Source organism: Micromonospora sp. NPDC001898, assembly GCF_042891255.1.
Lineage (GTDB): Bacteria > Actinomycetota > Actinomycetes > Mycobacteriales > Micromonosporaceae > Micromonospora.
Window position 1 is genome coordinate 140526 of the sequence record NZ_JBIATC010000004.1, and the last position, 25321, is coordinate 165846.

Annotated in this window: 5 protein-coding genes and 1 pseudogene; 5 read left to right on the forward strand and 1 reads right to left on the reverse strand. The window is 75.5% G+C overall.

Features of this window, described 5'->3' with window-relative positions:
* Positions 1-46 precede the first annotated feature (46 nt).
* The 5 genes and pseudogenes from ACFYZF_RS11275 to ACFYZF_RS11295 all read left to right on the forward strand — a co-directional run bounded on the left by ACFYZF_RS11275 (position 47) and on the right by ACFYZF_RS11295 (position 21996).
* Positions 47-5026, forward strand: a complete 4980-nt coding sequence (locus tag ACFYZF_RS11275) for a type I polyketide synthase (protein ID WP_387019307.1) — start codon at positions 47-49, stop codon at positions 5024-5026.
* A gap of 46 nt (positions 5027-5072) precedes the next feature.
* Positions 5073-14525, forward strand: coding sequence for a type I polyketide synthase (locus tag ACFYZF_RS11280; protein WP_387018504.1), 9453 nt, complete (start codon positions 5073-5075; stop codon positions 14523-14525).
* Between the two features lie 25 nt (positions 14526-14550).
* Positions 14551-20034: pseudogene (locus ACFYZF_RS11285) on the forward strand (type I polyketide synthase); the annotation flags it as partial.
* Between the two features lie 88 nt (positions 20035-20122).
* Positions 20123-21157, forward strand: a complete 1035-nt coding sequence (locus ACFYZF_RS11290; RefSeq protein ID WP_387018507.1) for an ABC transporter ATP-binding protein — start codon at positions 20123-20125, stop codon at positions 21155-21157.
* The gene (locus ACFYZF_RS11295; protein ID WP_387018510.1) at positions 21154-21996 is read left to right on the forward strand and encodes an ABC transporter permease; all 843 of its coding nucleotides are present in this window, start codon (positions 21154-21156) and stop codon (positions 21994-21996) included. Before ACFYZF_RS11290 ends, ACFYZF_RS11295 begins: the two co-directional genes overlap by 4 nt.
* 61 nt (positions 21997-22057) lie before the next feature.
* Here the strand turns inward: ACFYZF_RS11295 and ACFYZF_RS11300 are convergent, their stop codons facing one another.
* Entirely contained in the window at positions 22058-24904 is a 2847-nt protein-coding gene (locus ACFYZF_RS11300) for an ATP-binding protein (RefSeq protein ID WP_387018513.1), read from the reverse strand.
* Positions 24905-25321: the final 417 nt, after the last annotated feature.

The window sequence follows — 25321 nt, forward strand, 5'->3', positions numbered from 1 at the left end:
CCGACTTCCGGATCGAGGCAGGTGTGACCCGATGAGCGACGACAAGCTGCGGTACTTCCTCAAGCGGGTCACCGCCGACCTGCACGACACCAGGCGCAAGCTGCAGACCGTCGAGGCGCGCGACCAGGAGCCCCTGGCCATCGTCTCGATGAGCTGCCGCTTCCCCGGTGGCGTCCGGACGCCGGAGGACCTGTGGGACCTCGTCGCCGACGGCCGGGACGCCCTCACCGAGTTCCCGGGCGACCGGGGCTGGGACCTGGAATCGCTCTACGACCCCGACCCGAACAAGCCGGGCAAGAGCTACACCCGGGTCGGCGGGTTCCTCGACGGTGCCGGTGACTTCGACCCGACCCTGTTCGGCATCTCGCCGCGCGAGGCCCTGGCCATGGACCCGCAGCAGCGGCTGCTGCTGGAGACGTCCTGGGAGGCGGTCGAGCGGGCCGGCATCGACCCGCTGTCGCTGCGCGGCAGTTCCACCGGCGTCTTCGTCGGGCTGAGCACCTCCAACTACGGCATCGGGCTGCCGAACGTGCCCGAGGGCGTCGACATGTACCTCGGCACCGGCAACACCACCAGCGTCGCGTCCGGCCGGATCTCGTTCACCCTCGGCCTCAACGGCCCGGCCGTCACGGTGGACACCGCCTGCTCGTCGTCCCTCGTCGCCCTGCACCTCGCCGTGAACGCGCTGCGCCGGGGCGAGTGCGACCTCGCCATCGCCGGCGGCGTCACCGTGATGGCCACCCCCGGCGTCTTCGTCGTCTTCTCCCGGCAGCGCGGCATGTCCGTCGACGGCCGGTGCAAGGCGTTCGCCGCGGGCGCCGACGGCACCGGCTGGGGCGAGGGCGGCGGCGTGCTCGTCGTGGAGCGGCTCGCCGACGCCGAGCGCAACGGCCACCCGGTCCTCGCCGTGATCCGGGGCAGCGCCCTTAACCAGGACGGCGCGTCCAACGGGCTCACCGCCCCGAACGGCCCCTCCCAGCAGCGGGTCATCCGGCAGGCCCTGGCCAACGCCCGGCTCGGCACCGCCGACGTCGACATGGTGGAGGCCCACGGCACCGGCACCACCCTCGGTGACCCGATCGAGGCGCAGGCGCTCATCGCCACGTACGGGCAGGACCGCCCCGCCGACCGGCCGCTGTGGCTCGGCTCGGTGAAGTCGAACATCGGCCACACCCAGAGCGCCGCCGGCGTCGCCGGGCTGGTCAAGATGGTGATGGCGCTGCGCAACGGCGTCATGCCGGAGACCCTGCACGTCGACGAGCCGTCCCAGCACGTGGACTGGACTGCCGGGGCGGTGTCGCTGCTCACCGAGTCGAAGCCGTGGCCGGAGCTGGACCGCCCCCGTCGCGGCGGCGTCTCCTCGTTCGGGGTGAGCGGCACCAACGCGCACGTGATCCTGGAGGAGTACCGGCCCCGCGTCGCCGGCCCGGACACCGTCGACGGGGAGGAGGCCGTCGAGGCAACCGCCGTCGAGCCCGCGTACCGGCCCGGCCTGATCGGCTCCGACGTGACGATCTGGCCGGTGTCGGCCCGGTCGAAGGCAGCCCTCGCCGGCCAGGCCGCCCGGCTCGCGCGGCACGTGCGCGACCACGGCGACCTCGCCCCGGCGGCGGTCGGCTGGGCCCTGGCCACCACCCGGTCCACGTTCGACCACCGCGCCGCAGTGGTCGGCGCGGGCGCCGAGGAGCTGCTGGCCGGGCTGGACGCCCTGGCCGCCGGCCAGCCGGCCGGCAACCTCGTCACCGGCACGGTAACCGGCTCCGGCGCCGGTCCCGTGTTCGTCTTCCCCGGCCAGGGCGCCCAGTCGGCGCGGATGGCCGCCGGCCTCGTCGGCCGGGCCCCCGTGTTCGACGCGAGGCTCGCCGAGTGCCAGCGGGCCCTGGCCCCGTACCTGGACGTGGATCTCGTCGCGGTGCTCACCGGCGACGACGAGTCGTGGTTGGACCGGGTCGAGGTCGTGCAGCCGGTGCTGTGGGCCGTCGGCATCGCCCTCGCCGCCGTCTGGCGCGCGGCCGGCGTCGTTCCGGACGCCGTGGTCGGTCACTCGCAGGGTGAGATCGGTGCGGCGTGCGTGGCCGGGATCCTGTCCCTGGACGACGCGGCGCGGACGGTTGCCCTGCGTTCGCGTGCTCTGGCGGTGTTGCGGGGTACGGGGGCGATGGCGTCGGTGGACCTGTCCGCCGACGCGGTGACCGCCCGCCTGGCCGCCTTCCCGGGTGTCGGGGTGGCGGCGGTCAACGGCCCGGCCACGGTCGTGGTGTCCGGTCCGCCGCAGCCCGTCGCTGACCTGGTGCAGGCGTGCACGGACGAGGGGCTGCGGGCAAGGCTGATCCCGGTGGACTACGCGTCGCATTCGGCGTCGGTGCAGGAGGTCGCGGAGCAGTTGCGGGCGGACCTGGCCGACGTGGCCCCGCAGGCCGGTCACACCCGGCTCGTGTCGACGTTGACCGGGGACTGGGTCGATCCGACCTCCATGGGCGCGCAGTACTGGTACGACAACCTGCGGCAGACCGTGCAGTTCGACGCGGCCGTCCGGGTCGCGATCGCGGCGGGGCACTCGACGTTTGTGGAGATCAGTCCGCATCCGGTGCTGACGATGCCGGTGACGGCGATCCTGGACGACGCCGGCACGGCTGGGCACACCCTGGGTAGCCTGCGTCGCGGTGACGACGACGCGACCCGGTTGCTGACGAACCTGGCGACCGCGCACGCCATCGGCCTGCCCGTCGACCTGACCGACGTCCTGCCCGGAACCGACGCGGCACCGCTGCCCACGTACGCCTTCGACTACCAGCGGTTCTGGCTGGACGGCAGCGGCGGCCCCGACCTGGAGAGCCTGCTCCAAGCGGCGGCCGACCCGAGCGACGCCAGTTTCTGGGCCGCCGTGGAACGCGGCGACCTCACCGCCCTCGCCGAGACCATCGCCACCGAGGATACCCCGGTGGACCAGGCCTTCGACGCGTTGCTCCCGGCCCTGCCGCTGCTCACCTCGTGGCGTCGGCAGCGGCGCCGGCAGTCCGACATCGACAGCTGGCGCTACCAGGACACCTGGAAGCCGCTGCCCGGCGTCGCCAATCGGGGCATGACCGGCACCTGGGTCGTCGTCATGCCGACCGGCGACATCGTCGAGCCCTGGCAGGACGCCTGCGTCGAGGCGCTCACCGGGGCCGGCGCGACCCTCGTTCCGGTGCCCGTCTCCACCCCCGACGTCGACCGCGACCTGCTCGGCAAGCTGCTGCGGGAGGCGCTCGCCGCCGCGCCGGGCGGCGACGGCGAGGCCGTCGAGGTGGCCGGCGTGGTCTCGCTGCTCGCCTTCGACGAGCTGGTCCACCCGCTGTACCCGTCCGTGCCGGGCGGCTTCGCCGCCACCGTCGCGCTGTTCCAGGCCCTCGGCGACCTCGGCCTGCGTGCCCCGATGTGGAGCATCACCTCCGGCGCCGCGTCCGTCGGCCGAGCCGACCTGCTGCGCTCCCCGGTGCAGTCGCTGGTCTGGGGCTTCGGCCGGGTCGCCGCGCTGGAACACCCGCAGCGCTGGGGTGGCCTCGTGGACCTTCCCGAGGCCGTCGACGAGCGCTCCGCCGGCCTGCTGGTCGCGGCCCTCACCACCGCCGGGGAGGAGGACCAGATCGCGGTACGCCCCGGCAGCGTCCTCGCCCGCCGGCTCACCCGGGTCCCGCTCGGCGACAGCCAGCCCACGAACCCGTGGCAGCCGTTCGGCACGGCGCTGGTCACCGGCGGCACCGGCGCGCTCGGCGGGCACGCCGCCCGCTGGCTGGCCCGCAGCGGCGTGGAGAACATCCTCGTCGTCAGCCGGCGGGGCATGGCCGCGCCGGGCGCGCAGCAGCTCGTTGACGACCTCACCGAGCTGGGCGCCCAGGCCGCCGTGGTCGAGTGCGACGCCTCCGACCGGGACGCGCTGGCCGATCTGATCGACGCGATCCCCGCCGAGTACCCGCTCACCACGGTCGTGCACGCCTCCGCCGTGCTGGACGACGCGATGATCAACGACATCCGGCCGGAGCAGATCGAGCGGGTGCTCCAGGCCAAGGTCGACGTCGCGTACAACCTGCACGAGCTGACCCTCGACCTGGACCTGTCCGCGTTCATCATGTTCTCGTCCTTCGCGGGCAGCGTGGCCAGCTCCGGCGTCGGCAACTACGCCCCGAGCAACGCGTTCCTCGATGCGCTCGCCCAGCACCGGCGCGGCCTCGGCCTGCCCGCCACCTCCATCGCCTGGGGCGCCTGGGCCGGCGGCGGCATGGCCGACGGGCCGCTCGGCGAGCTGCTGCACCGGCACGGCGTACCCGAGATGACCCCCGAGGCGGCCATCGCCGCGCTGCACCAGGCCGTGGACCACAGCGAGGGGTTCCTCACCATCGCCGACATCGCCTGGGAGCGGTTCGCCGTCGCGTTCACCGCCACCCGGCCGGGTCCGCTGATCGGCGACCTGCCGGACGTCCGCCGGCTCGCCACGGCCGAGACGGTCGCCGGCGTGGAGGCCGGTGACGGCCCGGAGACGTTGCAGGACCGGCTCGCCGGGCTGCCCGCCGCCGAGCGGCTCGCCGTGCTGCTCGGTCTGGTGCGCAGCCAGGTCGCCGCCGTGCTCAACTACGCGTCCGCCGAGTCGGTGGACGAGCACCGGGCGTTCCGGGAGCTGGGCTTCGACTCCGTCACCGCGGTCGAGCTGCGCAACCGCCTCGGCTCGGCCACCGGGGTGGCCCTGCCGGTCACCCTGGTCTTCGACTACCCGACCCCGACGACGCTGGCGGAGTACCTGTTCGCCGAGGTCGCCCACGCCGACGTGGTCACCCCGACGGCCCTCCTCGACGACCTCGACCGGATCGCCGACAGCCTCGACGTGGTGGCGCGCGACGAGGCGGCGCGGGTGCGGGCCACCGTACGGCTCCAGGCGATGCTCTCCCGGCTCGGCCAGGCCAGCGGCGGCGACAACATCGGCCGGCACCTCGACGACGCCACCGACGACGAACTGTTCGCGATGGTGGACAAGGACCTCGGCATTTCCTGACCTCGCTCCGGCTCTCTCCCGTCCCTCCCGAGGAAGCGGCACCCCGATGGCCAATGAAGACAAGCTCCGCGACTACCTCAAGCGGGTCATGGCTGATCTCCACGACACCCGCCGCCGACTCAGCGAGGTCCAGTCCCAGGAACTGGAGCCGGTGGCGATCGTGGCGATGAGCTGCCGGCTGCCCGGCGGGGTGCGCAACCCCGACGAGCTGTGGGAGCTGCTGCGGGACGGCCGGGACGCTGTCGCCCCCTTCCCCGCCGATCGGGGCTGGGACCTGGAACGGCTCTACCACCCCGACCCCGACAACCCGGGCACCTCGTACGCCCGGGAGGGTGGGTTCATCGACGGGGCCGGGGACTTCGACTCCGCCTTCTTCGGCATCTCGCCCCGCGAGGCGCTCACCATGGACCCGCAGCAGCGGCTGCTGCTGGAGACGTCCTGGGAGGCGGTCGAGGCCGCCGGGATCGACCCGGCCACCCTGCGCGGCAGCCGGACCGGGGTGTTCGTCGGCACCAACGGGCAGGACTACGGCACCCTGCTGATGATGTCGCCCGACGGCGACGAGGGGCACTCGATGACCGGGGGCGCGGCGGCCGTCGCGTCCGGCCGGGTGTCGTACACCCTCGGGCTGGAGGGTCCGGCGGTCTCCATCGACACGGCCTGCTCGTCGTCGCTGGTGGCGCTGCACCTCGCGGTGCAGGCGCTCCGGGCGGGGGAGTGCGACCTGGCCCTGGCCGGCGGGGTGACCGTGATGGCCACCCCCGGCCTCTTCATCGGCTCCAGCCGGCAGCGCGCCCTCTCCCCGGACGGGCGGTGCCGGTCCTTCGCCGCCGCCGCCGACGGCGCCGGGTTCTCCGAGGGCGTCGGCTGGCTGATGGTCGAGCGGCTGTCGGACGCCCGCCGCAACGGCCACCCCGTCCTCGCGGTGGTCCGGGGCTCCGCCGTCAACCAGGACGGCGCGTCCAACGGGCTGACCGCGCCGAACGGGCCGGCGCAGCAGCGGGTGATCAGCCAGGCCCTCGCCTCGGCCCGGCTGTCCACGGCCGACGTGGACGTGGTCGAGGCGCACGGCACGGGCACCAAGCTGGGCGACCCGATCGAGGCACAGGCGCTGCTGGCCACGTACGGGCAGGACCGGGGCGACACCGGTCCGTTGCTGCTCGGCTCGGTGAAGTCGAACATCGGCCACGCCCAGGCCGCGGCCGGTGTCGCCGGTGTGATCAAGATGGTGCTGGCCATGCGGCACGGGATCGTGCCCGCCACCCTGCACGTCGACGAGCCGTCCTCGCACATCGACTGGACGGCCGGCGCGGTGGAACTGACCACCGAGGCGCGGCCGTGGCCCGAGACGGGCCGGGCCCGGCGGGCCGCCGTCTCCTCCTTCGGCATCTCCGGCACCAACGCGCACGTGATCATCGAGCAGGCCGACGACGAGCCGGTCGAGCTTTTCGCCGTCCCCACGAGTGCGCCGGGTTTGGTCGACGCGGGCGTGACGGTGTGGCCGGTGTCGGCCCGGTCCAGGGCCGCCCTCGCCGGTCAGGCCGCCCGCTTGGCGTCGTACGTGCGGGAGCGTGACGGTCTCGACCCGGCGGCGGTGGGCTGGTCCCTGACGGCGACCCGGTCGACGTTCGACCACCGGGCCGCCGTGGTCGGTTCTACCGTCGACGAGCTGCTGGCCGGCCTGGACGCCCTGGGCGCGGGGGCGCCGGCCGGCAACGCGGTCTCCGGCGCGGCGGCGGCTCCGGGCGCGGGCCCGGTGTTCGTGTTCCCGGGTCAGGGTGCGCAGTCGGCGCGGATGGCGGCCGGCCTGGTCGGCCGGACGCCGGTGTTCGACGCGCGGCTGGCGGAGTGTCAGCGTGCCCTGGCTCCGTACCTCGATATGGATCTCGTCGCGGTGCTCACCGGTGATGACGAGTCGTGGTTGGAGCGGGTCGAGGTGGTGCAGCCGGTGCTGTGGGCGGTCGGCATCGCCCTGGCGGCGGTGTGGCGGCACGCGGGCGTCACCCCGCAGGCGGTGGTCGGTCACTCGCAGGGTGAGATCGGTGCGGCGTGTGTGGCGGGGATCCTGTCGCTGGACGATGCGGCGAAGACGGTTGCCCTGCGTTCGCGGGCCCTCGCGGTGTTGCGGGGTACGGGGGCCATGGCGTCGGTGGACCTGTCGGCTGATGCGGTGACCGCCCGCCTCGCGCAGTTCCCGGGTGTCGGGGTGGCGGCGGTCAACGGGCCCGGGACCGTGGTCGTCTCGGGTCCGCCGCAGCCGGTGGCGGACCTGGTGCAGGCTTGCGCCGACGAGGGGCTCCGGGCCCGGTTGATTCCGGTGGACTACGCGTCGCATTCGGCGTCGGTGCAGGAGGTCGCGGAGCAGTTGCGGGCGGACCTGGCCGACGTGTCCCCGCAGGCCGGCGACGTCCGCCTCGTGTCGACGTTGACCGAGGACTGGGTCGATCCGGCCTCCATGGGCGCGCAGTACTGGTACGACAACCTGCGGCAGACCGTGCAGTTCGACGCGGCCGTGCGGGTCGCGATCGCCGCCGGCCACACCACGTTCGTGGAGATCAGTCCGCATCCGGTGCTGACGATGCCGGTCACGGCGATCCTCGACGACACCGGAACCACCGGACACACCCTGGGCAGCCTGCGCCGGGGCGACGACGACGCGACCCGGCTGCTGACGAACCTGGCCAGCGCGCACGCCATCGGCCTGCCCGTCGACCTCGCGAACGTGCTCGCCGCCACGGCCACCGTCGACCTGCCCACGTACGCCTTCGACCACCACCGGTACTGGCCCGCGCCGTCGCTCTTCCTCGCCCGCGCCGACGACGAGCCGGACATCGGCCGGTGGCGCTACCGGGTCACCTGGGACGCCCTGCCCGACCTGCCCCTGGACCGGCTCGCCGGCACCTGGCTGGTCCCGGTTCCCGACGGGCTTGGCGAGGACCCGCTGGTCCAGGACGTGCTCTCCGCGCTCGGCAGCGTCGGCGTGGACGCCGTACCCGTCGAGGTGGACACCACCGCCGACGCGGCGGCGCTGGCCGACCTGCTGCGCGCCGCGCTGCCCGACGAGGGCCCCGCCTCGGTGCTGTCGCTGCTCGGCCTCGACGAGCGGGCGCACCCCGAACATTCCGCCACCACGCTGGGCGTCACCGGGACGGCCCTGCTCGTGCAGGCGCTCGGGTCGCTCGACGTCGAGGCGCCGCTGTGGTGCGCCACCCGGCGGGCCGTCGCCGTCGACGCCGAGGACCCGGCGCCGAGCCCGGCCGCCGCCGCCGTCTGGGGCCTCGGCCGCGCGGTCGCCCTCGAACACCCCGGCCGCTGGGCCGGCCTGGTCGACCTGCCGGACGTCCTCGACCCCTGGACGGGGGTGCGGCTCTGCGCGGCGCTCGGCGACAACGGCGGCGAGGACCAACTCGCCGTCCGCGACTCCGGGGTCTTCGCCCGCCGGCTCGCCCGGATCACCGAGCCCGAGCCGACCGCGTCCGGCGAGCCGGCGGACGACGGCTGGCGGATGCGCGACACCGTGCTGATCACCGGTGGCACCGGCGGTCTGGGCGGGCACCTGGCCCGCTGGGCGGCCCGCTCCGGCGCCGCGCACGTCCTGCTGGCCAGCCGGCGCGGCCCGGACGCCCCGGGTGCCGCCGAACTGGAGGCGGAGCTGACCGACCTCGGCGTACGGGTCACCGTCGCGGCCTGCGACGTGACCGACCGGGCGCAGCTCGCCGACCTGCTGGCCACCGTCGACGGGGACGTCCCGGTGAGCGCCGTGCTGCACACCGCCGCCGTCCTCGACGACGGCATCGTGGACACCGTCACCCCGCAGCGCCTGCACACCGTCGCCGCCCCCAAGTGCGCCGCCGCCGTCCACCTGGACGAGCTGACCCGCGACCTGGACCTGGACGCCTTCGTGCTGTTCTCCTCGGTCGCCGGCACCACCGGCAACGCCGGGCAGGGCGCGTACGGCGCCGCGAACGCCTTCCTCGACGCCCTCGCCGAGCGGCGCCGGGCCGAGGGCCTGCCCGCCCTCTCGGTGGCCTGGGGAGCGTGGAGCGGCGCGGGCCTGCCCGCCGAGAACGAGCGCGCCCAGCAGCGGCTGCGCCGGGGCGGCATGGTCGGCATGGATCCGGACCTGGCCGTCGAGGCCCTGGCCCGGGCGCTGCGCCGGGGCGAGACCAGCACGCTGATCGCCGACATCGACTGGGGCCGGTTCGCCCCCGCCTTCACCCTGGTCCGGCCCAGCCCGCTGATCGGCGACCTCGCCGAGGTGCGCGAGGCGGCCCGGGAGACCACGCCGCAGGCCACCGAGGAGGAGCCGGCCGCCCCGTCCGGGGCGCTGGCCCGCCGGCTCGCCGTGCTCACCCCGGCGGAGCGCGCCGAGGCGTTGCTGGAACTGGTCCGCCAGTGCGCGGCGACCGCGCTGGGCTACGGCGCGGCCGACGACATCCCGGCCACCCGGCCCTTCCGGGACCTGGGCCTGGACTCGCTGACCGCGGTGGACATGCGCAACTTCCTGGCCTCCGCCACCGACCTGCGGCTGCCGGCGACGCTCGCCTTCGACTACCCGAACCCGACGGTGCTCGCCGCGCACCTGGACGAGCTGCTCACCGGGGTCGTCCCGGCCGTGACCGCGCCCGCCGCACCCGCCGTGGCCGTCGACGACGACCCGATCGCCATCGTGGCGATGAGCTGCCGCCTCCCCGGCGGGGCGGACGACCCGGAGCGGCTGTGGCAGCTCCTCGCCGCCGGCGGCGACGCGATCGGCGAGTTCCCCACCGACCGGGGCTGGGACCTCGACCGGCTGTTCGACTCCGACCCGGAGAACGAGGGCACCAGCTACGCCCGGGAGGGCGGCTTCGTCACCGGGGTCGCCGACTTCGACGCCGGGTTCTTCGGCATCAGCCCCCGCGAGGCCCTGGCCATGGACCCGCAGCAGCGGCTGCTGCTGGAGGCGTCCTGGGAGGCCATCGAGCGGGCCGGGATCGACCCGCAGGCGCTGCGGGGCAGCCCCACCGGCGTCTTCGTCGGCACCAACTACCAGGACTACCGGAACCTGATGTACAGCGCCGAGGGCGCCGAGGGACACCTGATGACCGGCAACGCCGGCAGCGTGCTCTCCGGCCGGGTGTCGTACACCCTCGGGCTGGAGGGGCCCGCCGTCTCGGTGGACACCGCCTGCTCCTCGTCGCTGGTCGCGCTGCACTGGGCCTGCCAGGCGCTGCGCCAGGCGGAGTGCTCCCTCGCCCTCGTCAGCGGCGTAACCGTGATGTCCACCCCCGGGGTGTTCGTCGGCTTCAGCCGGCAGCGGGGCCTGGCCCCGGACAGCCGGGTCAAGGCGTTCGCCTCCGCCGCCGACGGCACGAGCTGGGGCGAGGGCCTCGGCGTGCTGCTGGTCGAGCGGCTCTCCGACGCCCAGCGCAACGGCCACCCCGTGCTCGCGGTGATCCGGGGCAGCGCCGTCAACCAGGACGGCGCGTCCAACGGCCTCACCGCCCCGAACGGCCCCTCGCAGCAGCGGGTGATCCGGCAGGCCCTGGCCAACGCCGGCCTCACCCCGGCCGAGGTGGACGCCGTCGAGGCGCACGGCACCGGCACCAAGCTCGGCGATCCGATCGAGGCGCAGGCCCTGCTCGCCACGTACGGGCGGGACCGGCCGGCCGACCAGCCGCTCTGGCTCGGCTCGATCAAGTCCAACATCGGGCACACCCAGGCCGCCGCCGGGGTCGCCGGCATCATCAAGATGGTCCTGGCCCTGCGGTACGGCTACCTGCCGCAGACCCTGCACGTCGACGAGCCGACCGACCAGGTGGACTGGAGCGTCGGCGCGGTCGAGCTGCTCGACGAGGGCCGGACCTGGCCGGTCACCGGCCGCCCCCGGCGGGCCGCCGTCTCCTCCTTCGGGATCAGCGGCACCAACGCGCACACCATCCTGGAGCAGGCCCCCGAGCTGCCCGTACCGGCCGAGCCGGCCGGGGACCCGGACCGGCTGCCGGTGGTGCCGGTGCTGCTGTCGGCGCGTACCGCGTCCGCGCTGGCCGCGCAGGCGGGTCCGTGGGCCGACCAGGTCACCGGGCCGGAGGCGCCGCCGATGCTCGACGTCGGCTGGTCGTCCGTGGTGTCCCGGGCCGCCCTGGAGCACCGGGCCGTCGTCCTCGCCACCGACCGGATCGCGCTGCGCACCGGGCTGCGTGCCCTCGGCTCCGGCGAGGAGTCGCCGCTGGTGGTCACCGGCGCGGTCGCGCCACGGCCGAAGGTGGCGTACCTGTTCTCCGGGCAGGGCGCGCAGCGGGCCGGGATGGGCCGCGAGCTGGCCGCCGCGTTCCCGGCCTTCGCCGCCGCCCTCGACGAGGTCTGCGCCGCCCTCGACCCGCACCTGCCGGGACCGCTGCGGCCGGTGCTGTTCGCCTCGCCCGGCACCGCCGACGCGGAGCTGCTGGACCGCACCGAATACACCCAGCCGGCGCTGTTCGCCGTCGAGGTGGCGCTGTTCCGGCTGCTGCGGGCGTGGGGCGTGCGCCCCGACGCGGTCGCCGGGCACTCCATCGGCGAGTTCGCCGCCGCCCACGCCGCCGGGCTGCTCAGCCTGACCGAGGCCGCCGAGCTGGTCGCCGCCCGGGGCCGGCTCATGCAGGCGCTGCCGGACGGCGGGGCGATGCTCGCGGTCGCCGCCGCCGAGGCCGACGTGCTGGCCTCGCTCGGCGACCGCGCCGACCGGGTCTCCGTCGCCGCCGTCAACGGCCCTGCCGCCGTGGTGCTGTCCGGGGCCGGCGACGCCGTCGAGGAGCTGGCCGCCGAGTGGTCGGCCCGAGGCGTACGCATCCGGCGGCTGACCGTCAGCCACGCCTTCCACAGCCCGCTGATGGACCCGGTGCTCGACGACCTCGCCGCCGTCGCCGCCCGGCTGGAGCAGCGGACCCCGACCGTGCCGATGGTCTCCACGGTCACCGGCGCGGTGGTCGATCCGGCGGAGCTGGCCAGCCCGGCGTACTGGGTGCGACACGCCCGCGACGCCGTGCGCTTCGCCGACGCCGTCACGGCCCTGCGGGCCCAGGGCTGCACCGGGTACGTCGAGATCGGCCCGGACGGGGTGCTCACCGCCCTCACCCAGGCAGTCCTCGCCGAGGGTGCCCCGGCCGGCGGCCGGTCCCCGCTGGTCGTGCCGACGCTGCGCCGGGACCGGCCGGAGCCGGCCGCCCTGCTCCGGGCCGTCGCCGCGCTGCACACCCACGGCGTCTCCCCGGACTGGTCCGTCCTGTACGAGGGCACCGGTGCCCAGCCGACGGACCTGCCCACGTACGTGTTCGACCGGCAGCGCTACTGGCCGGAGCCACCGGACTGGTCCGCCCTCGTCTCCGCCGAGGACGACAGCACCGAGGTCGAGCGCCGGTTCTGGGCGGCCGTCGAGGCCGAGGACTTCGATTCGCTGACCCGCGAGCTGGACGTGGACCGCGACCAGCCGTTCGGGGCGGTGCTGCCGGCCCTGTCCGCGTGGCGGCGGCGCGGCCGGGAACGCTCGCTCGTGGACGGTGCCCGGTACCGGGCGGTCTGGGAGCCGCTGGCCGGCACGCCGACGGAGCAGGACGCCGGCCCCTGGCTGGTGCTGCTGCCCGCCGACCGGGCCGACGACCCGGATCTGAACGCCTGCACCTGGACCCTCGGCGGCGACGTGACGACCGTGCCCATCGACACCGCCGCCGACCCCGACGAGCTGGGCGGCCAGCTCGCCGACGTGCTCGGCGAGGCGCTCGCCGGGGCCGACGGGACGCTGTCGATCCTGTCCTTCCTCGGCCTGGACGACGGCCCGCACGCCGAGCACCCGGTGCTGCCCCGTGGCCTCGCCGCGACCGTGCAGCTCCTCCAGGAGCTCACCGACACCGTCGCGGCGGCCCGGCTGTGGTGCGTCACCCAGGGCGCGGTCGGCGTCGGCGACGGCGACGTGCCGGTCAACCCCCGCCAGGCGATGCTGTGGGGGCTGGGCCGGGTGGCCGCGCTGGAGCAGCCCGCCCGCTGGGCCGGGCTGGTCGACCTGCCCGCCACCCTGGAGAGCTGGACGGCGATGCGGTTCGGCGGCATCCTCACCGGCGGTGTGGGGGAGGACCAGCTCGCCGTCCGCGACTCCGGGGTGCTGGTCCGCCGGCTCGCCCCGGCCGTCACCGCCGGGGAGCCCGCGCCGTGGCAACCCCGGGGCACCGTGCTGATCACCGGCGGTACCGGGGCGCTCGGCGGGCACGTGGCCCGCTGGGCGGCCGGCGCCGGCGCGGAGCGGGTGGTGCTGACCAGCCGACGTGGTGCCGACACCCCCGGCACGGCCGAGCTGCTCGCCGAGCTGGATGCCCTCGGCGTCTCCGCCCGGGTGGCGCGGTGCGACGCCGCCGACCGGGCCGCCATGACCGACCTCGTCGCCGAGCTGCGGCGGGAGGGCCCGCCGCTGCGCGCGGTGGTGCACGCCGCCGGGGTCAGCGAGGTGGTGCCGCTGGCCGACACCACCCTGGAGGACCTCGCGTACGTCATCGCCCCGAAGCTGGCCGGCGCCGAGTTGCTCGACGAGTTGCTCGACGGCGTCGAGCTGGACGCGTTCGTGCTCTTCTCGTCGATCGCGGCGGTGTGGGGCAGCGGCGGGCAGGGCGCGTACGCCGCCGGCAACGCGTACCTGGACGCGCTGGCCGAGCGGCGGCGCGGCCGGGGCCTGCCGGCCACCTCGGTGGCGTGGGGGCCGTGGACCGAGTCGGGCATGTTCGCCGACGACGCGCCGGAGCAGCTGCGCCGCCGTGGCCTGCGGGTGATGCCGCCGGGCGTGGCGATGGCCGGCCTGCGGCACGCCCTCGCCGCCGGGGACGTCTGCGTCACCGTCGCCGACGTCGACTGGGCCACCTTCCAGCCGTTGTTCACCGCGCTGCGGCCCAGCCCGCTGCTGGCCGACCTGCCGGCCGTGCGGGCCCTGACGGAGACCGCCGCCGACGGCCCCGCCCCGGCCGCGCCGGCCACCCGGGACCTGCTCGCCGGGATGCGCGCGCTGCCCGGCGAGGAACGGCGGGCGGCGCTGCTGGAGATGGTGCGGGTGGACGCGGCGAAGGTGCTCGGCCACTCCTCCGCCGACGTGATCGAGACCGACCGGGGCTTCCTCGACCTCGGCTTCGACTCGCTGACCGCCGTGGAACTGCGCAACCTGCTCACCGCGGCGACCGGGCACGAGCTGCCCACCACGGTCGTCTTCGACTACCCGACCCCGGCCGGCCTGGCCGACCACCTCTACGAGGAGCTCTTCCCCGGTGCGGGGGCGGCGGCCGGCGACGACGGCGACGAGGAGTCCGTCCGCCGGGTGCTGGCCGCGATCCCGCTGGACCAGCTACGCCAGGCCGGGCTGCTCGACCAGCTGCTCCAGCTGGCCCGCGCGGCCGGACCGGTCGCGGGCGCGCCGGTGGCCGGCCCGGCCGCGCCGGAGGCCGAAATCCGCGAACTGGACGTCGCCGGTCTGGTCCGGATGGCCCTGGAAGGCTCCGACTCGTGACCCGGCTGGCCGCAAGGAGCCCTCGATGAGCGTCTCACTGGACGAGGTCGTCAGCGCGTTGCGCGCGTCCCTGCTCGACAACCAGAAGCTCAAGCAGCAGAACCAGCAGCTCGCCGCCACGCTCACCGAACCGGTGGCGATCATCGGAATGAGCTGCCGGTTCCCGGGCGGTGTGCGCTCGCCGGAGCAGCTCTGGGACCTGGTCGCCGGCGGGGCCGACGCGATGGCGCCGTTCCCCGACGACCGGGGGTGGAACCTCGACGCCCTGTACAACACCGACCCGGACAGCCGGGGCACCTCGTACGTGCGGGAGGGCGGGTTCCTCTACTCCGCCGGCGACTTCGACCCCGCGTTCTTCGGCATCAGCCCCCGCGAGGCGCTGGCCATGGACCCGCAGCAGCGGCTGCTGCTGGAGGCCGCGTGGGAGGCGTTCGAGCGGGCCGGGATCGACCCGACCACGCTGCGCGGCGCGCCCACCGGCGTGTACGCGGCGACCAGCAGCCAGGGCGACTACGCGGCCCTGCTGTCCGGGGTCGGCGGCGGTGTCGAGGGGTACCTCGGCACCGGCAGCGCCGCCGCCGTGGCCAGCGGCCGGATCTCGTACGCCCTCGGTCTGGAGGGCCCGGCGGTCACCGTGGACACCGCCTGCTCGTCGTCGCTGGTCGCGCTGCACCTGGCCTGCCAGGCGCTGCGGCTGGGCGAGTGCACCCTGGCGCTGGCCGGCGGGGTGTCGGTGATGGCCACCCCGACGGTCTTCGTGGAGTTCTCCCGCCAGCGTGGGCTGTCCACGGACGGGCGGTGCAAGTCGTTCGCCGCCGCCGCCGACGGCACCGGCTGGTCCGAGGGGGTCGGCATGCTGCTCGTCGAGCGGCTCTCCGACGCCCGCCGCAACGGCCACCGGGTCCTCGCCGTGGTGCGCGGCAGCGCGGTCAACCAGGACGGGGCCAGCAGCGGGCTCACCGCCCCCAACGGCCCCTCCCAGCGTCGGGTGATCAAGCAGGCGCTGGCCAACGCGGGGCTGACCGCCGACCAGGTCGACGTGGTGGAGGCGCACGGCACCGGCACCACCCTCGGCGACCCGATCGAGGCGCAGGCGCTGCTCGCCACGTACGGGCGGGACCGGCCGGCGGACCGGCCGCTGCTGCTCGGCTCGGTGAAGTCGAACATCGGCCACACCCAGGCCGCCGCCGGGGTCGCCGGAATCATCAAGATGGTCCACGCCATGCGGCACGGGACGCTGCCGCCCACCCTGCACGTCGACCGCCCCACCCCGCACGTCGACTGGTCCGCCGGGGCGGTGTCCCTGCTCACCGAGGCGGTCCCGTGGCCGGAGACCGGGCAGCCGCGCCGCGCCGGGGTGTCCGCGTTCGGGGTCAGCGGCACGAACGCGCACACCATCATCGAGCAGCCCGACCCCGCCGACGTGCCGCCGCCCCGTCCCGCTGGAACGCCCGCCCCGCCGGCGCCGTGGATCGTCTCCGCCCGTTCCGCGCCGGCCCTCGCGGGGCAGGCCCGCCGGCTGCTGGACCACCTGGCCGCCCACCCCGACCTGACCCCGGCCGACGTGGCGTACTCGCTGGTCACCACCCGGGCGGCGCTGCCGCACCGGGCGGCCGTGACCGGCGCGGACGGCGACGCGCTGCGGGCCGGCCTGCGGGCCGTCGCCGAGGACCGGCCCGCCGCGGGCGTGACCCGTGGGGTGGCCCGGCCGGCCGGCAAGCTCGCCTTCCTCTTCACCGGCCAGGGCGCGCAGCGCCCCGGGATGGGCGCCGAGCTGCACCGCCGGTTCCCGGTGTTCGCCGCCGCCTTCGACGAGGTGGCCGCCGAACTCGACCGGCACCTGGCCCGCCCGCTGCGCGAGGTCGTCTTCGCCGACCCCGGCTCGCCCGAGGCGGCCCTGCTGGACCGCACCGAGTTCACCCAGCCGGCGCTGTTCGCGTACGAGGTGGCCGCGTACCGGCTGGTCACCGCGTGGGGGCTGCGCCCGCAGCAGCTGCTCGGGCACTCCGTCGGCGAGCTGGCCGCGGCGCACGTCGCCGGGGTGCTGTCGCTGGCCGACGCGGTGACCCTGGTGGCCGCCCGGGGTCGGCTGATGCAGGCCCTGCCCGACGGCGGGGCGATGCTGGCGGTCCGGGCGTCCGAGGCGGAGGTGGCGCCGCAGCTCGGCGACCGGGTCGCCCTGGCCGCCGTGAACGGCCCCGCGTCGGTGGTGCTCTCCGGCGACGCCGACGCTGTGCTCGCGGCTGGCGAGAGCCTCGCCGCGCAGGGCAGGCGGACCCGCCGGCTGCGGGTCAGTCACGCGTTCCACTCCGCCCGGATGGACGCCATGCTCGCCGACTTCCGGGTGGTCGCCGAGAAGGTCACCTGGCATCCGCCGAGGCTGCCGGTCGTCTCCGACCGCACCGGCGACGTGCTCACCGCCGAGCAGGCCACCGACCCCGGCTACTGGGTCGACCACGTGCGGGACACGGTGCGCTTCCACGCCGGCGTCGCCACCCTGGCCGCCGCCGGGGTGGGCACCTTCCTGGAGCTGGGCCCGGACGGCGCGCTCACCGCGCTGGGCCGGGAGTGCCTGCCCGACGTCGACCCGGCGGCCTTCGTGCCGGTGGCTCGCCGGGACCAGCCGGAGGCGGCCGGGCTGCTCGCCGCCCTCGCCGCCGTGGATCTGCGAGGCGCCGTGGTGGACTGGCCCGCCCTGTTCGCCGGTGCCGATGCTGCCCGCGTCGACCTGCCCACGTACGCCTTCCACCATGAGCGGTACTGGCCGGAGCCGCCCGGGTTCCACCTCGTCCCGCCCCCGGCGGCGGACGCCGTGGACGGGGACTTCTGGGCCGCCGTCGAGGCCGACGAGCCCGCCGCGCTGGCCGCTGTCCTCGGCCTCGGCGGCGACCGGCGGGACGCCCTGGCCGAGCTGCTGCCCGTCCTCGGTGCGTACCGGGGCCGGCGGCGCCGGCGTACGGAGCTGGACGGCCTGCGGTACCGGGCCGGCTGGGCGCGGATCGTCCCGCCGACCGTCGTCGCCCCGCCGGCCGGTCCCTGTCTGGTGGTCGCCCCCACCGGCGTGGACGCGGACCCGGTGCTGGCCGCGCTGCGAGCCGAGGGCCTGTCGCCGGTGCTGCTGCCCGTGGGCGACGACCCCGGCGACCTCGTGCTGCCCGCCGGGGACGCCCCGTCGGTCGTGGTGTCGCTGCTGGCGGCGGGCGACCCGACCGGCACCGCCGGGCTGGCCGGCACCGCCGCGCTGGTCCGGGTCCTGGGCTCGGCCGACGGCGGCGCGCCGGTGTGGTGCGTGACCCGGGGAGCCGTCGCCGTCGACCCGGACGATCCCGCGCCGGGCGTCGCCGGGGCGTACGTCTGGGGCCTAGGCCGGGTGCTCGCGCTGGAGATGCCGCGGCTGTGGGGCGGCCTGGTCGACCTGCCGGCGGAGCCGGACGCCGCCGCCCTCGCGGCGCTGGCCCGGCTCGTCGCGGCCGGGGGCGACGAGGACCAGCTCGCGGTCCGGCCCGCCGGGGTGTACGCGCGGCGACTGGAACCCGCCCCGACGGGCCCGGCCGCCGCCGACGAGGACTGGCATCCCAGGGGAGCGGTGCTGGTCGACGGCGCGGCCGGCGTGCGGGGCCCGCACGTGCTGCGCTGGCTCGCCGACCGGGGCGCGCCGCACCTGGTCCTCACCGGGGCGGCCCTGCCCGCCGAGGCGACGGCCGAGCTGACCGGGCGGGGCGTCGAGGTCACCCCCGTGGGCGATCCCGCGGCGCTGCCCGGCCTGCTGGACCGGCTCGCCGCCGACGGCCACCCGGTCCGCACGGTCGTCCACGTCGCCGACGCCGGCGGGGCGGGCGAGCCGGTCGCCGGCCTGGACCCGGCGGAGCTGGCCGTCGCCGTCGCCGCCCGCGTCGCCGCCGTGGAACTGCTCGACTCCGCCTGCGCCGACCGGCCCGTCGACGAGTTCGTGGTCTTCACCTCCACCGCCGCGACCTGGGGCGGCGGTGGCGCGGCGGTCACGGCCGCCGCCGGCGCGGGCCTGGAGGCGCTGGCCGCCCGCCGCCGGGCCGCCGGTCGGCCGACCACCGTGCTGGCCTGGGTGCCGTGGGCCGACGAGGTCGCCGAGCCGGGGCAGCTGCGTCGCCGGGGCGTCCGGCCGCTCGACGCCGAACTGGCCGTCGCCGCGTTGCAGCAGGCCGTGAGCCGGGGCGACGACCAGCTCGCCGTCGCCGACATCGACTGGCCCGCGTTCGTGCCGGCCTTCACCGCGGTACGGCCCAGCCCGCTGCTGCGCGGCGTCCCCGAGGCGACGGCCGCCGCCGCGGCGGACGGGTCGGCCGGGGGCGACGCCGGCGACCCGGCCCGGGCGCTGCTGACCCGCCTCACCGGCAGCACCGCCGCGGACCGGCAGCGGATCCTGCTGGACCTGGTCCGGGCGCGGGTGGCCACGGTGCTCGGGCACGCCTCGCCCGGGGCGATCGAGGCCGACCGGGACTTCCTGGAACTCGGCTTCGACTCGCTGACCGCCCTCGAACTGCGCGACGCGCTGCGTCAGGAGACCGGCGCGGAGCTGTCCGCCACCCTGCTGTTCGACCACCCCACCCCGACGGCGCTGGCCCGGCACCTGCTCGGCCAGCTCCTCGGCGCGGACGCGGCCGGCGACGCGGCGACCGGAGCGGGCGACGGCGGCGGGGCGGGTGGCGGCGGGCTGCTCGGCGGGCTGTTCAACCAGCCCAAGGCTCGCGAGGACTCCGCCGGGTACGCCGAGCTGCTGGTCAAGCTCGCCCAGTTCCGGCCGTCCTTCACCGACCCCGGGCAGCTCTCCCGGCCGGCCGGGATCCTCCGGCTGGCCGAGGGCGGCGCCGGTGCGCCGCTGGTCTTCTGCTGCACCATGTCGCTGCTCTCCGGCGCGCACGAGTACGCCCGGCTCGCGTCCGGCTTCCGCGGCCTGCGCGACGTCTGGGCGCTGCCCAACCCCGGGTTCGGGGCGGGCGAGGAGCTGCCCGCCGACCTGGACGCCCTGCTGCGGGTGCACGCTGACACGGTGCTGCGCGCCATCGGCGACGGCCCGTACGTGCTGGGCGGGCACTCCGGCGGCGCGATGGTCGCCAACGTGCTCGCCCGCGAGCTGGACCGCCAGGGCCGGCCGCCGGCCGCCGTGGTGCTGATGGACACCTACCCGGCCGACAGCGAGGTGCTCGGCGGCTGGGTGCCGGAGCTGCTCGACGGGATGACCGAGCGGGACAGCGCGTACACCCCGATGGACGACTGGCGGACCACCGCGTGGGCCGGGTACCTGCCGTTGTTCCTGGACTGGCAGCCCGCCCCGATGACGTCGGCGACCCTGCTGGTGCGGGCCAGCGAGCCGCTGGGGAAGTGGACGGGGGAGGCCGACGGCTGGCGGTCCCGGTGGCCGTACCCGCACGAGGCGGTGGACGCGGCCGGGGACCACTTCAGCATGGTCGCCGACCGGGGCCCGGAGCTGGCCGAGAGCCTCCAGGGGTGGCTGGCCGGGCATGGGCTGTGAGGGTCCGCGCCCCTGGCGGTCCCCCTAGCGCCCCCTATTCAAAGATCCGTATCTGTCCCATAGATGACCTGGACGGGAGCATGACGACGTGGACGAGGCAGTGGTGGTCACGGAGCTGGTCAAGCAGTACCAGCCCAACATGCCACCGGCGGTGGACGGACTGAGTTTCACCGTCGCCGCTGGTGAGGTCTTCGGTCTGCTCGGGCCGAACGGCGCGGGCAAGACGACGACGATCGGGGTGCTGACCACACGGGTGCGAGCCACCTCGGGTCGGGCCACCGTATGCGGCGCGGACGTGATCGGCGCGCCGGCCGTGGCCCGGCAGTTGCTGGCGGTCGTGCCGCAGCGGGTGAACCTGGACCGGGCGTTGACCGTCCGGCAGAACCTGGTGTTCCACGCGGCGTACCACCGCGTGCCGCGGGCCGAGCGCAACCGGCGGGCAGACGAGCTGCTGGAGCAGATGGGCCTCACGGAGATGGCCAAGCTCCGTACCGACTTCCTCTCCGGCGGCCTGGCGCAGCGCACGATGATCGCGCGGGCGCTGATGCACTCGCCCCGGGTGCTCTTCCTCGACGAGCCCTCCAGCGGCCTCGACCCGCAGTCGCGGCTGTTCGTGCACGACCGGATCGCCGAGCTGAAGCAGCAGGGGGTGACCGTGGTGGTCACCACCCACGACATGGACGAGGCGGAGAAGCTCTGCGACCGGGTCGGCATCATCGACCACGGCAAGCTGCTCACCCTGGACGCCCCCGCCGCGCTGACCCGCACCCTGCCCGGCAGCAGCACGCTGACCCTGGTGGTCGGCGCCGGCGCGCCGGCCGAGGAGGTGCAGGCCGCGCTCGGCAACATCGCGGACGTGGAGCGGGTGGAACAGCTGCGCGGCGGCGCGGGCGCCGGCATGCCGGCGTTCCCCGGGATGCCGCCCATGCCCATGCCCGCCGCACCGGCCGACCCGGACGCCACCCTGTCCTTCCGGGTCTACACCGGCACCCAGCCGGCCCACGCCGTGCCGATGGCGCTGAAGATCCTCAGCGACCTGAGTTGTGAGGTCCGCGACCTCAGCATCGGCCAGCCCAGCCTGGAAGACGTCTTCATCCACCTGACCGGAAGGGAACTTCGGTGAGCGTCACCGCACCCGCCGCCCCGTCCGCGCCGACGCAGGCGTTCACGGCGCCTCGTTCCGTGCGCTGGCTGGACCAGCTCGCCACGTTCCGCGCGGTGCTCGCGCGTGACCTGTTCGTCACCGGCCGCGAGCTGGGCGCGTTCCTTGCCCAGGTCTTCATCCAGCCGCTGTTCATGTTGCTGATCTTCGGCAAGGTGCTCGGCGAGCTGGGGTACGCCAGCAACGACTTCGCCAACGTCCTGCTGCCCGGCGTCATCGCGCTGAACGCCTTCCTGATCGGCCTGGAGAACACCGCGCTGCCGCTGGTGATGGACTTCTCCTTCACCAGGGAGATCGAGGACCGGCTGCTCTCCCCGCTGTCGATTCCCCTGGTCGCCTTCGAGAAGATCGTCTTCGGGGCCATCCGCGGCACGATCGCCGGCCTGGTGCTGATCCCGATCGGCATGCTCATGCTGGGGGTCACCTGGCCCGTGCTGACGGCGCTCAAGGTGATCGTGGTGCTGGCCGCCGGCGCGCTGGTCGGCGCGGCGCTCGGTCTCACGTTCGGCACCCTGGTCCCGCCGCACCGGATCCAGATCATGTTCACCGTGATCATGACGCCGCTGATGTTCACCGGCGCCACCCAGTTCCCGCTGCGGGCCCTGGACTCCCTGCCCTGGTTCCAGGTGATCTGCGTGCTCAACCCGCTGACCTACGTCAGCGAGGCCACCCGGTCGCTGGTCGCCCCGCCCGGCGTCGAGTCGGTGCCGCTCTGGCTGTGCCTGATCGTCCTCGCGGGCGTGTTCGTCGTCGCCACCGCGATCGGGACCCGCGGCTTCCTGCGCCGATCCATGGACTGACCGCGTTACGCGCGAAGGGCGCCGTGGTGGGGGACCACCCGGCGCCCTTCGCGCGTTCCGGTCAGGACGCCGCGCCCTGCGCCTCCTCGGCCAGCGGCTCCGCGAACGCGATGAGCCGGGCCGGCAGGTCGGTGCGCCGCTTGACGTCCAGCTTCCGGTAGACCCGGGTCAGGTGCTGCTCCACGGTGCTCACCGTGATGAACAGCTTGCTGGAGATCTGCCGGTTGGTGTGCCCCTGGGCAGCCAGCGCGGCGACCCGCCGCTCGGCCTCGCTCAGGCCGTCGTCCGGTTCCTGCGGCTCGGTGCTCGCCTGGTAGGCCGGCAGCCCGCCGCCCGGCTCCCGCCGGATCAGCCGTTGGGCCAGCACCGACGCCCCGCAGTCCTGGGCCAGCTGGTACGCCCGGCGGACCAGCAACCGGGCCCGGGCGGAGTCGCCGGCCCGTTGCAGCGTCTGCCCGGTGTCGCCGAGGGCCCGGACGAGCTCCAGCCGGTCCCCGCAGGACTGCAGCAGGTTCACCGCCTCGGAGAGCAGCTTGCGCCGGTGGTCCGGGGCGGCGGTCGTGGCGAGCAGCCGCAGCGACCGCCCCCGGGTCCGGTCGTCGACCCCGTGGGCGACCCGCAGTTGCTCCTGCAACAGTTGGGTGGCCTGCGTCTTGTTGCCGACGCTGAGCTGAACCCGGGCCAGCTCCAGCCGCCACGGCGCCAGCCCGGCGACGTCGACGCCCCAGGCGCGTACCAGCTCGCCGCACCGGCGCAGGTCGGTGATCGCCGCGTGCGGCCGGCCCATGGCCAGGTGGTGCCGGCCCCGGGCGGCCAGGTAGTGCACACCCAGCGGGGTGCGGAGCATGCCGGCCGGCATGGGGTGGGCCAGCCACCGGTCGGCCTCGGCGAACCGGCCCGCCTCGGTCGCGCAGCCGATCAGCGTGGCCAGCGGGCCGGCGATCGCCACCCCCCACGCCGGGGCGGGCAGGTCCGCCAGCGCCGTCCGGGCCTGGTGCTCCGCGCCCGGCAGGTCACCCAGGCGCAGCGCCGCCTCGGCCCGCACCGCCCGCACGATCGCCCGCCATACCGGGGCGTGCCGGGCCGCCGGCCGGTTGAGCAGCACGTCACCCCAGACCGCCACCCGGTCGGCCCGGCCCGCCCAGAGCAGCGCCAGCAGCGGGGCGGTGAGCAGGCCCAGCGACCCGTCGTCGGTGTGGTGCCGTTGCAGCAGCTGCTCGGCGGTGGCCACGGTGTCGTTCTCGGCGGTCGGCATCAGCGCCGTGCCGAGCACGGTCACCGCCTGCAACTGCGGGCTGATCGTCGTCGGCGCGGTCGCCGCCCGGCTCCAGGTGCTCGGGGTCTCCCGGACGGTGGCCAGGTGGTCGGGGTGGGAGAGGGAGACCAGCAGCTGCATCGCCCGCAGCCGGCTGGCGGCGCCGGTGGCGGTGCCGTGGTCGTCGTCGGGGGAGAAGCCGCTGACCGCCTCGGTGGCCTCGTCCACCCGGCCCTGCCAGAGCAGGTACGGCACGGTGGACAGGGCCGCGGTGGTGGACCACCCGGCAGCCCGGGCGGCCTGCACCAGCTCGGTCAGGTGCCCGTTGACGGTCAGCGGGTTGACCTGCCAGCGGGCGTTGACCAGCATCGCGGTGTTGGTGCTGCGCTGCTGCTCGTCCACCTCTGCGCGGCCGAGCAGGCGCAGGCAGGCGGCGGCGAGGTCGGGGCGGCCCGAGGCCAGCGCCTGCCCGGCGGCGTCGGAGAGCACCGGCACCGACCAGGCGCCGTCCGCCCAACCGGCGGCGACCAGGTGCTCGGCGATCACCCCCGGCTCGGCGCCGTGCTCGTGCAGCACCTCGGCGGCGCGCTGGTGCAGGGCCCGACGTTCCTCGGGGGACATGTCGGCCAGGATCGAGCGCAGGATACGCGGGTGACGCAGCTGGTCGGTCTCCATCAGCCCGGACGTGCGCAGCACCCGCACCGCTGGCACGGCGGACTCGGGCACCACGTCGAGGAGGTGACCGAGCAGCTCCGTCGGGGCCGGGCGGTTCAGCACCGCCAACGCCTGGGCGACCCGCCGCACCCCCGGCTCGTGCCGGTAGAGGCAGCCGAGCACGGCCTGGTCGAACCCGTCGCCGTCGGTCGGGTCGGGGGTGGCGTCGTCGGCCGATTCGGCCCGGTCCCGCTCGTCGAGCAGGGCCCGGGTGAGCAGCGGATTGCCGCCGGTCATGCTGAGCAGGCTCTCGGCCGCCTCCCGGGCCTGCGCGTCCTCGGTGTCGTCGCCGATCATCCGGGCGATGGCGTCGGCGGTCAGCGGCGGCAGGCTGATCCGGGAGAAGTACGGCTGGCTGAGCAGTTCCGCCCGGAACAGCGGGTGCGACGGGCGCAGCGTCGACGCCTCGGCGAGCACGATCATGATCCGTGCGTGCCGCAGCCGGCGGGTGACGTAGAGCAGGCAGTGCAGCGAGGCCGGGTCCGCGTGGTGCACGTCGTCGACGGTGAGGACCAGCGGCCCGGACCTGGTCAGGTCGAGCAGCGCGGTGAACAGGCCGTGCAGCAGCGGTGCCCAGACCTGTTCCTCGGAGGCGACCCCCTCGGCCGCCTCACCGCCGGGCTCCGGCAGCGGTACGGCGAAGGCGGCGTCCCGCATCAGCTTCTCCACCCGGTCGGCCGACTCCTGGTCCAGCCGCGCGCTGTGGAACAACTGCCCCAGCACCCCTAGGCGGAGTCCGCGTTCCGCCCGCGAACCGGCCGCGTTGAGCACCCGCCCTCCGGCGGCCACCACCCACTCGTCGAGCGTCTCCAGCAGACTCGTCTTGCCGCTTCCCACTGCGCCCGTCACCAGCGCCACGTGTCCACGTTGCTGCTCCTCGCAGGCGCGGAACGCCCTCCGGAGCAATGCGATCTGTTCGTCCCGCTGCACCAGCACCACTCGTGTCAGCCTCTCTCATATGTGGTGCCGAACCGGGTTACCGGTGCTGACCGACACCACTTCTCCCGAGCCGAACGGCAGCCCTCACCGCTCCCACCTGGCGCGCCGGGTAGGGGTGAGGCACACCGGGCCGCCGTGCCGGGTGGACCTGTGATCTTCCTGCCGGACCGCGCTCCCCAGCGGGCGGTCCGGAATTCTCAGGCGAGTCTGGCACCGGGTCGGGTGTGCGACAACGGCCTTGAGACCCCATCGTTCCCGCCCGAAACCTACGGATCTCATTCGCCGATAGGGGTTGCGGAAGGGGTAGGAGGGGAGTGCCCGCCCGGGGACGATTCGGATGGGACGCGGTGGACGGTCCGCGACGGCGCCGTCGCTCGATGTTGTCACAACGCCGTCGCGGATGCCTGTCCGGAGTGT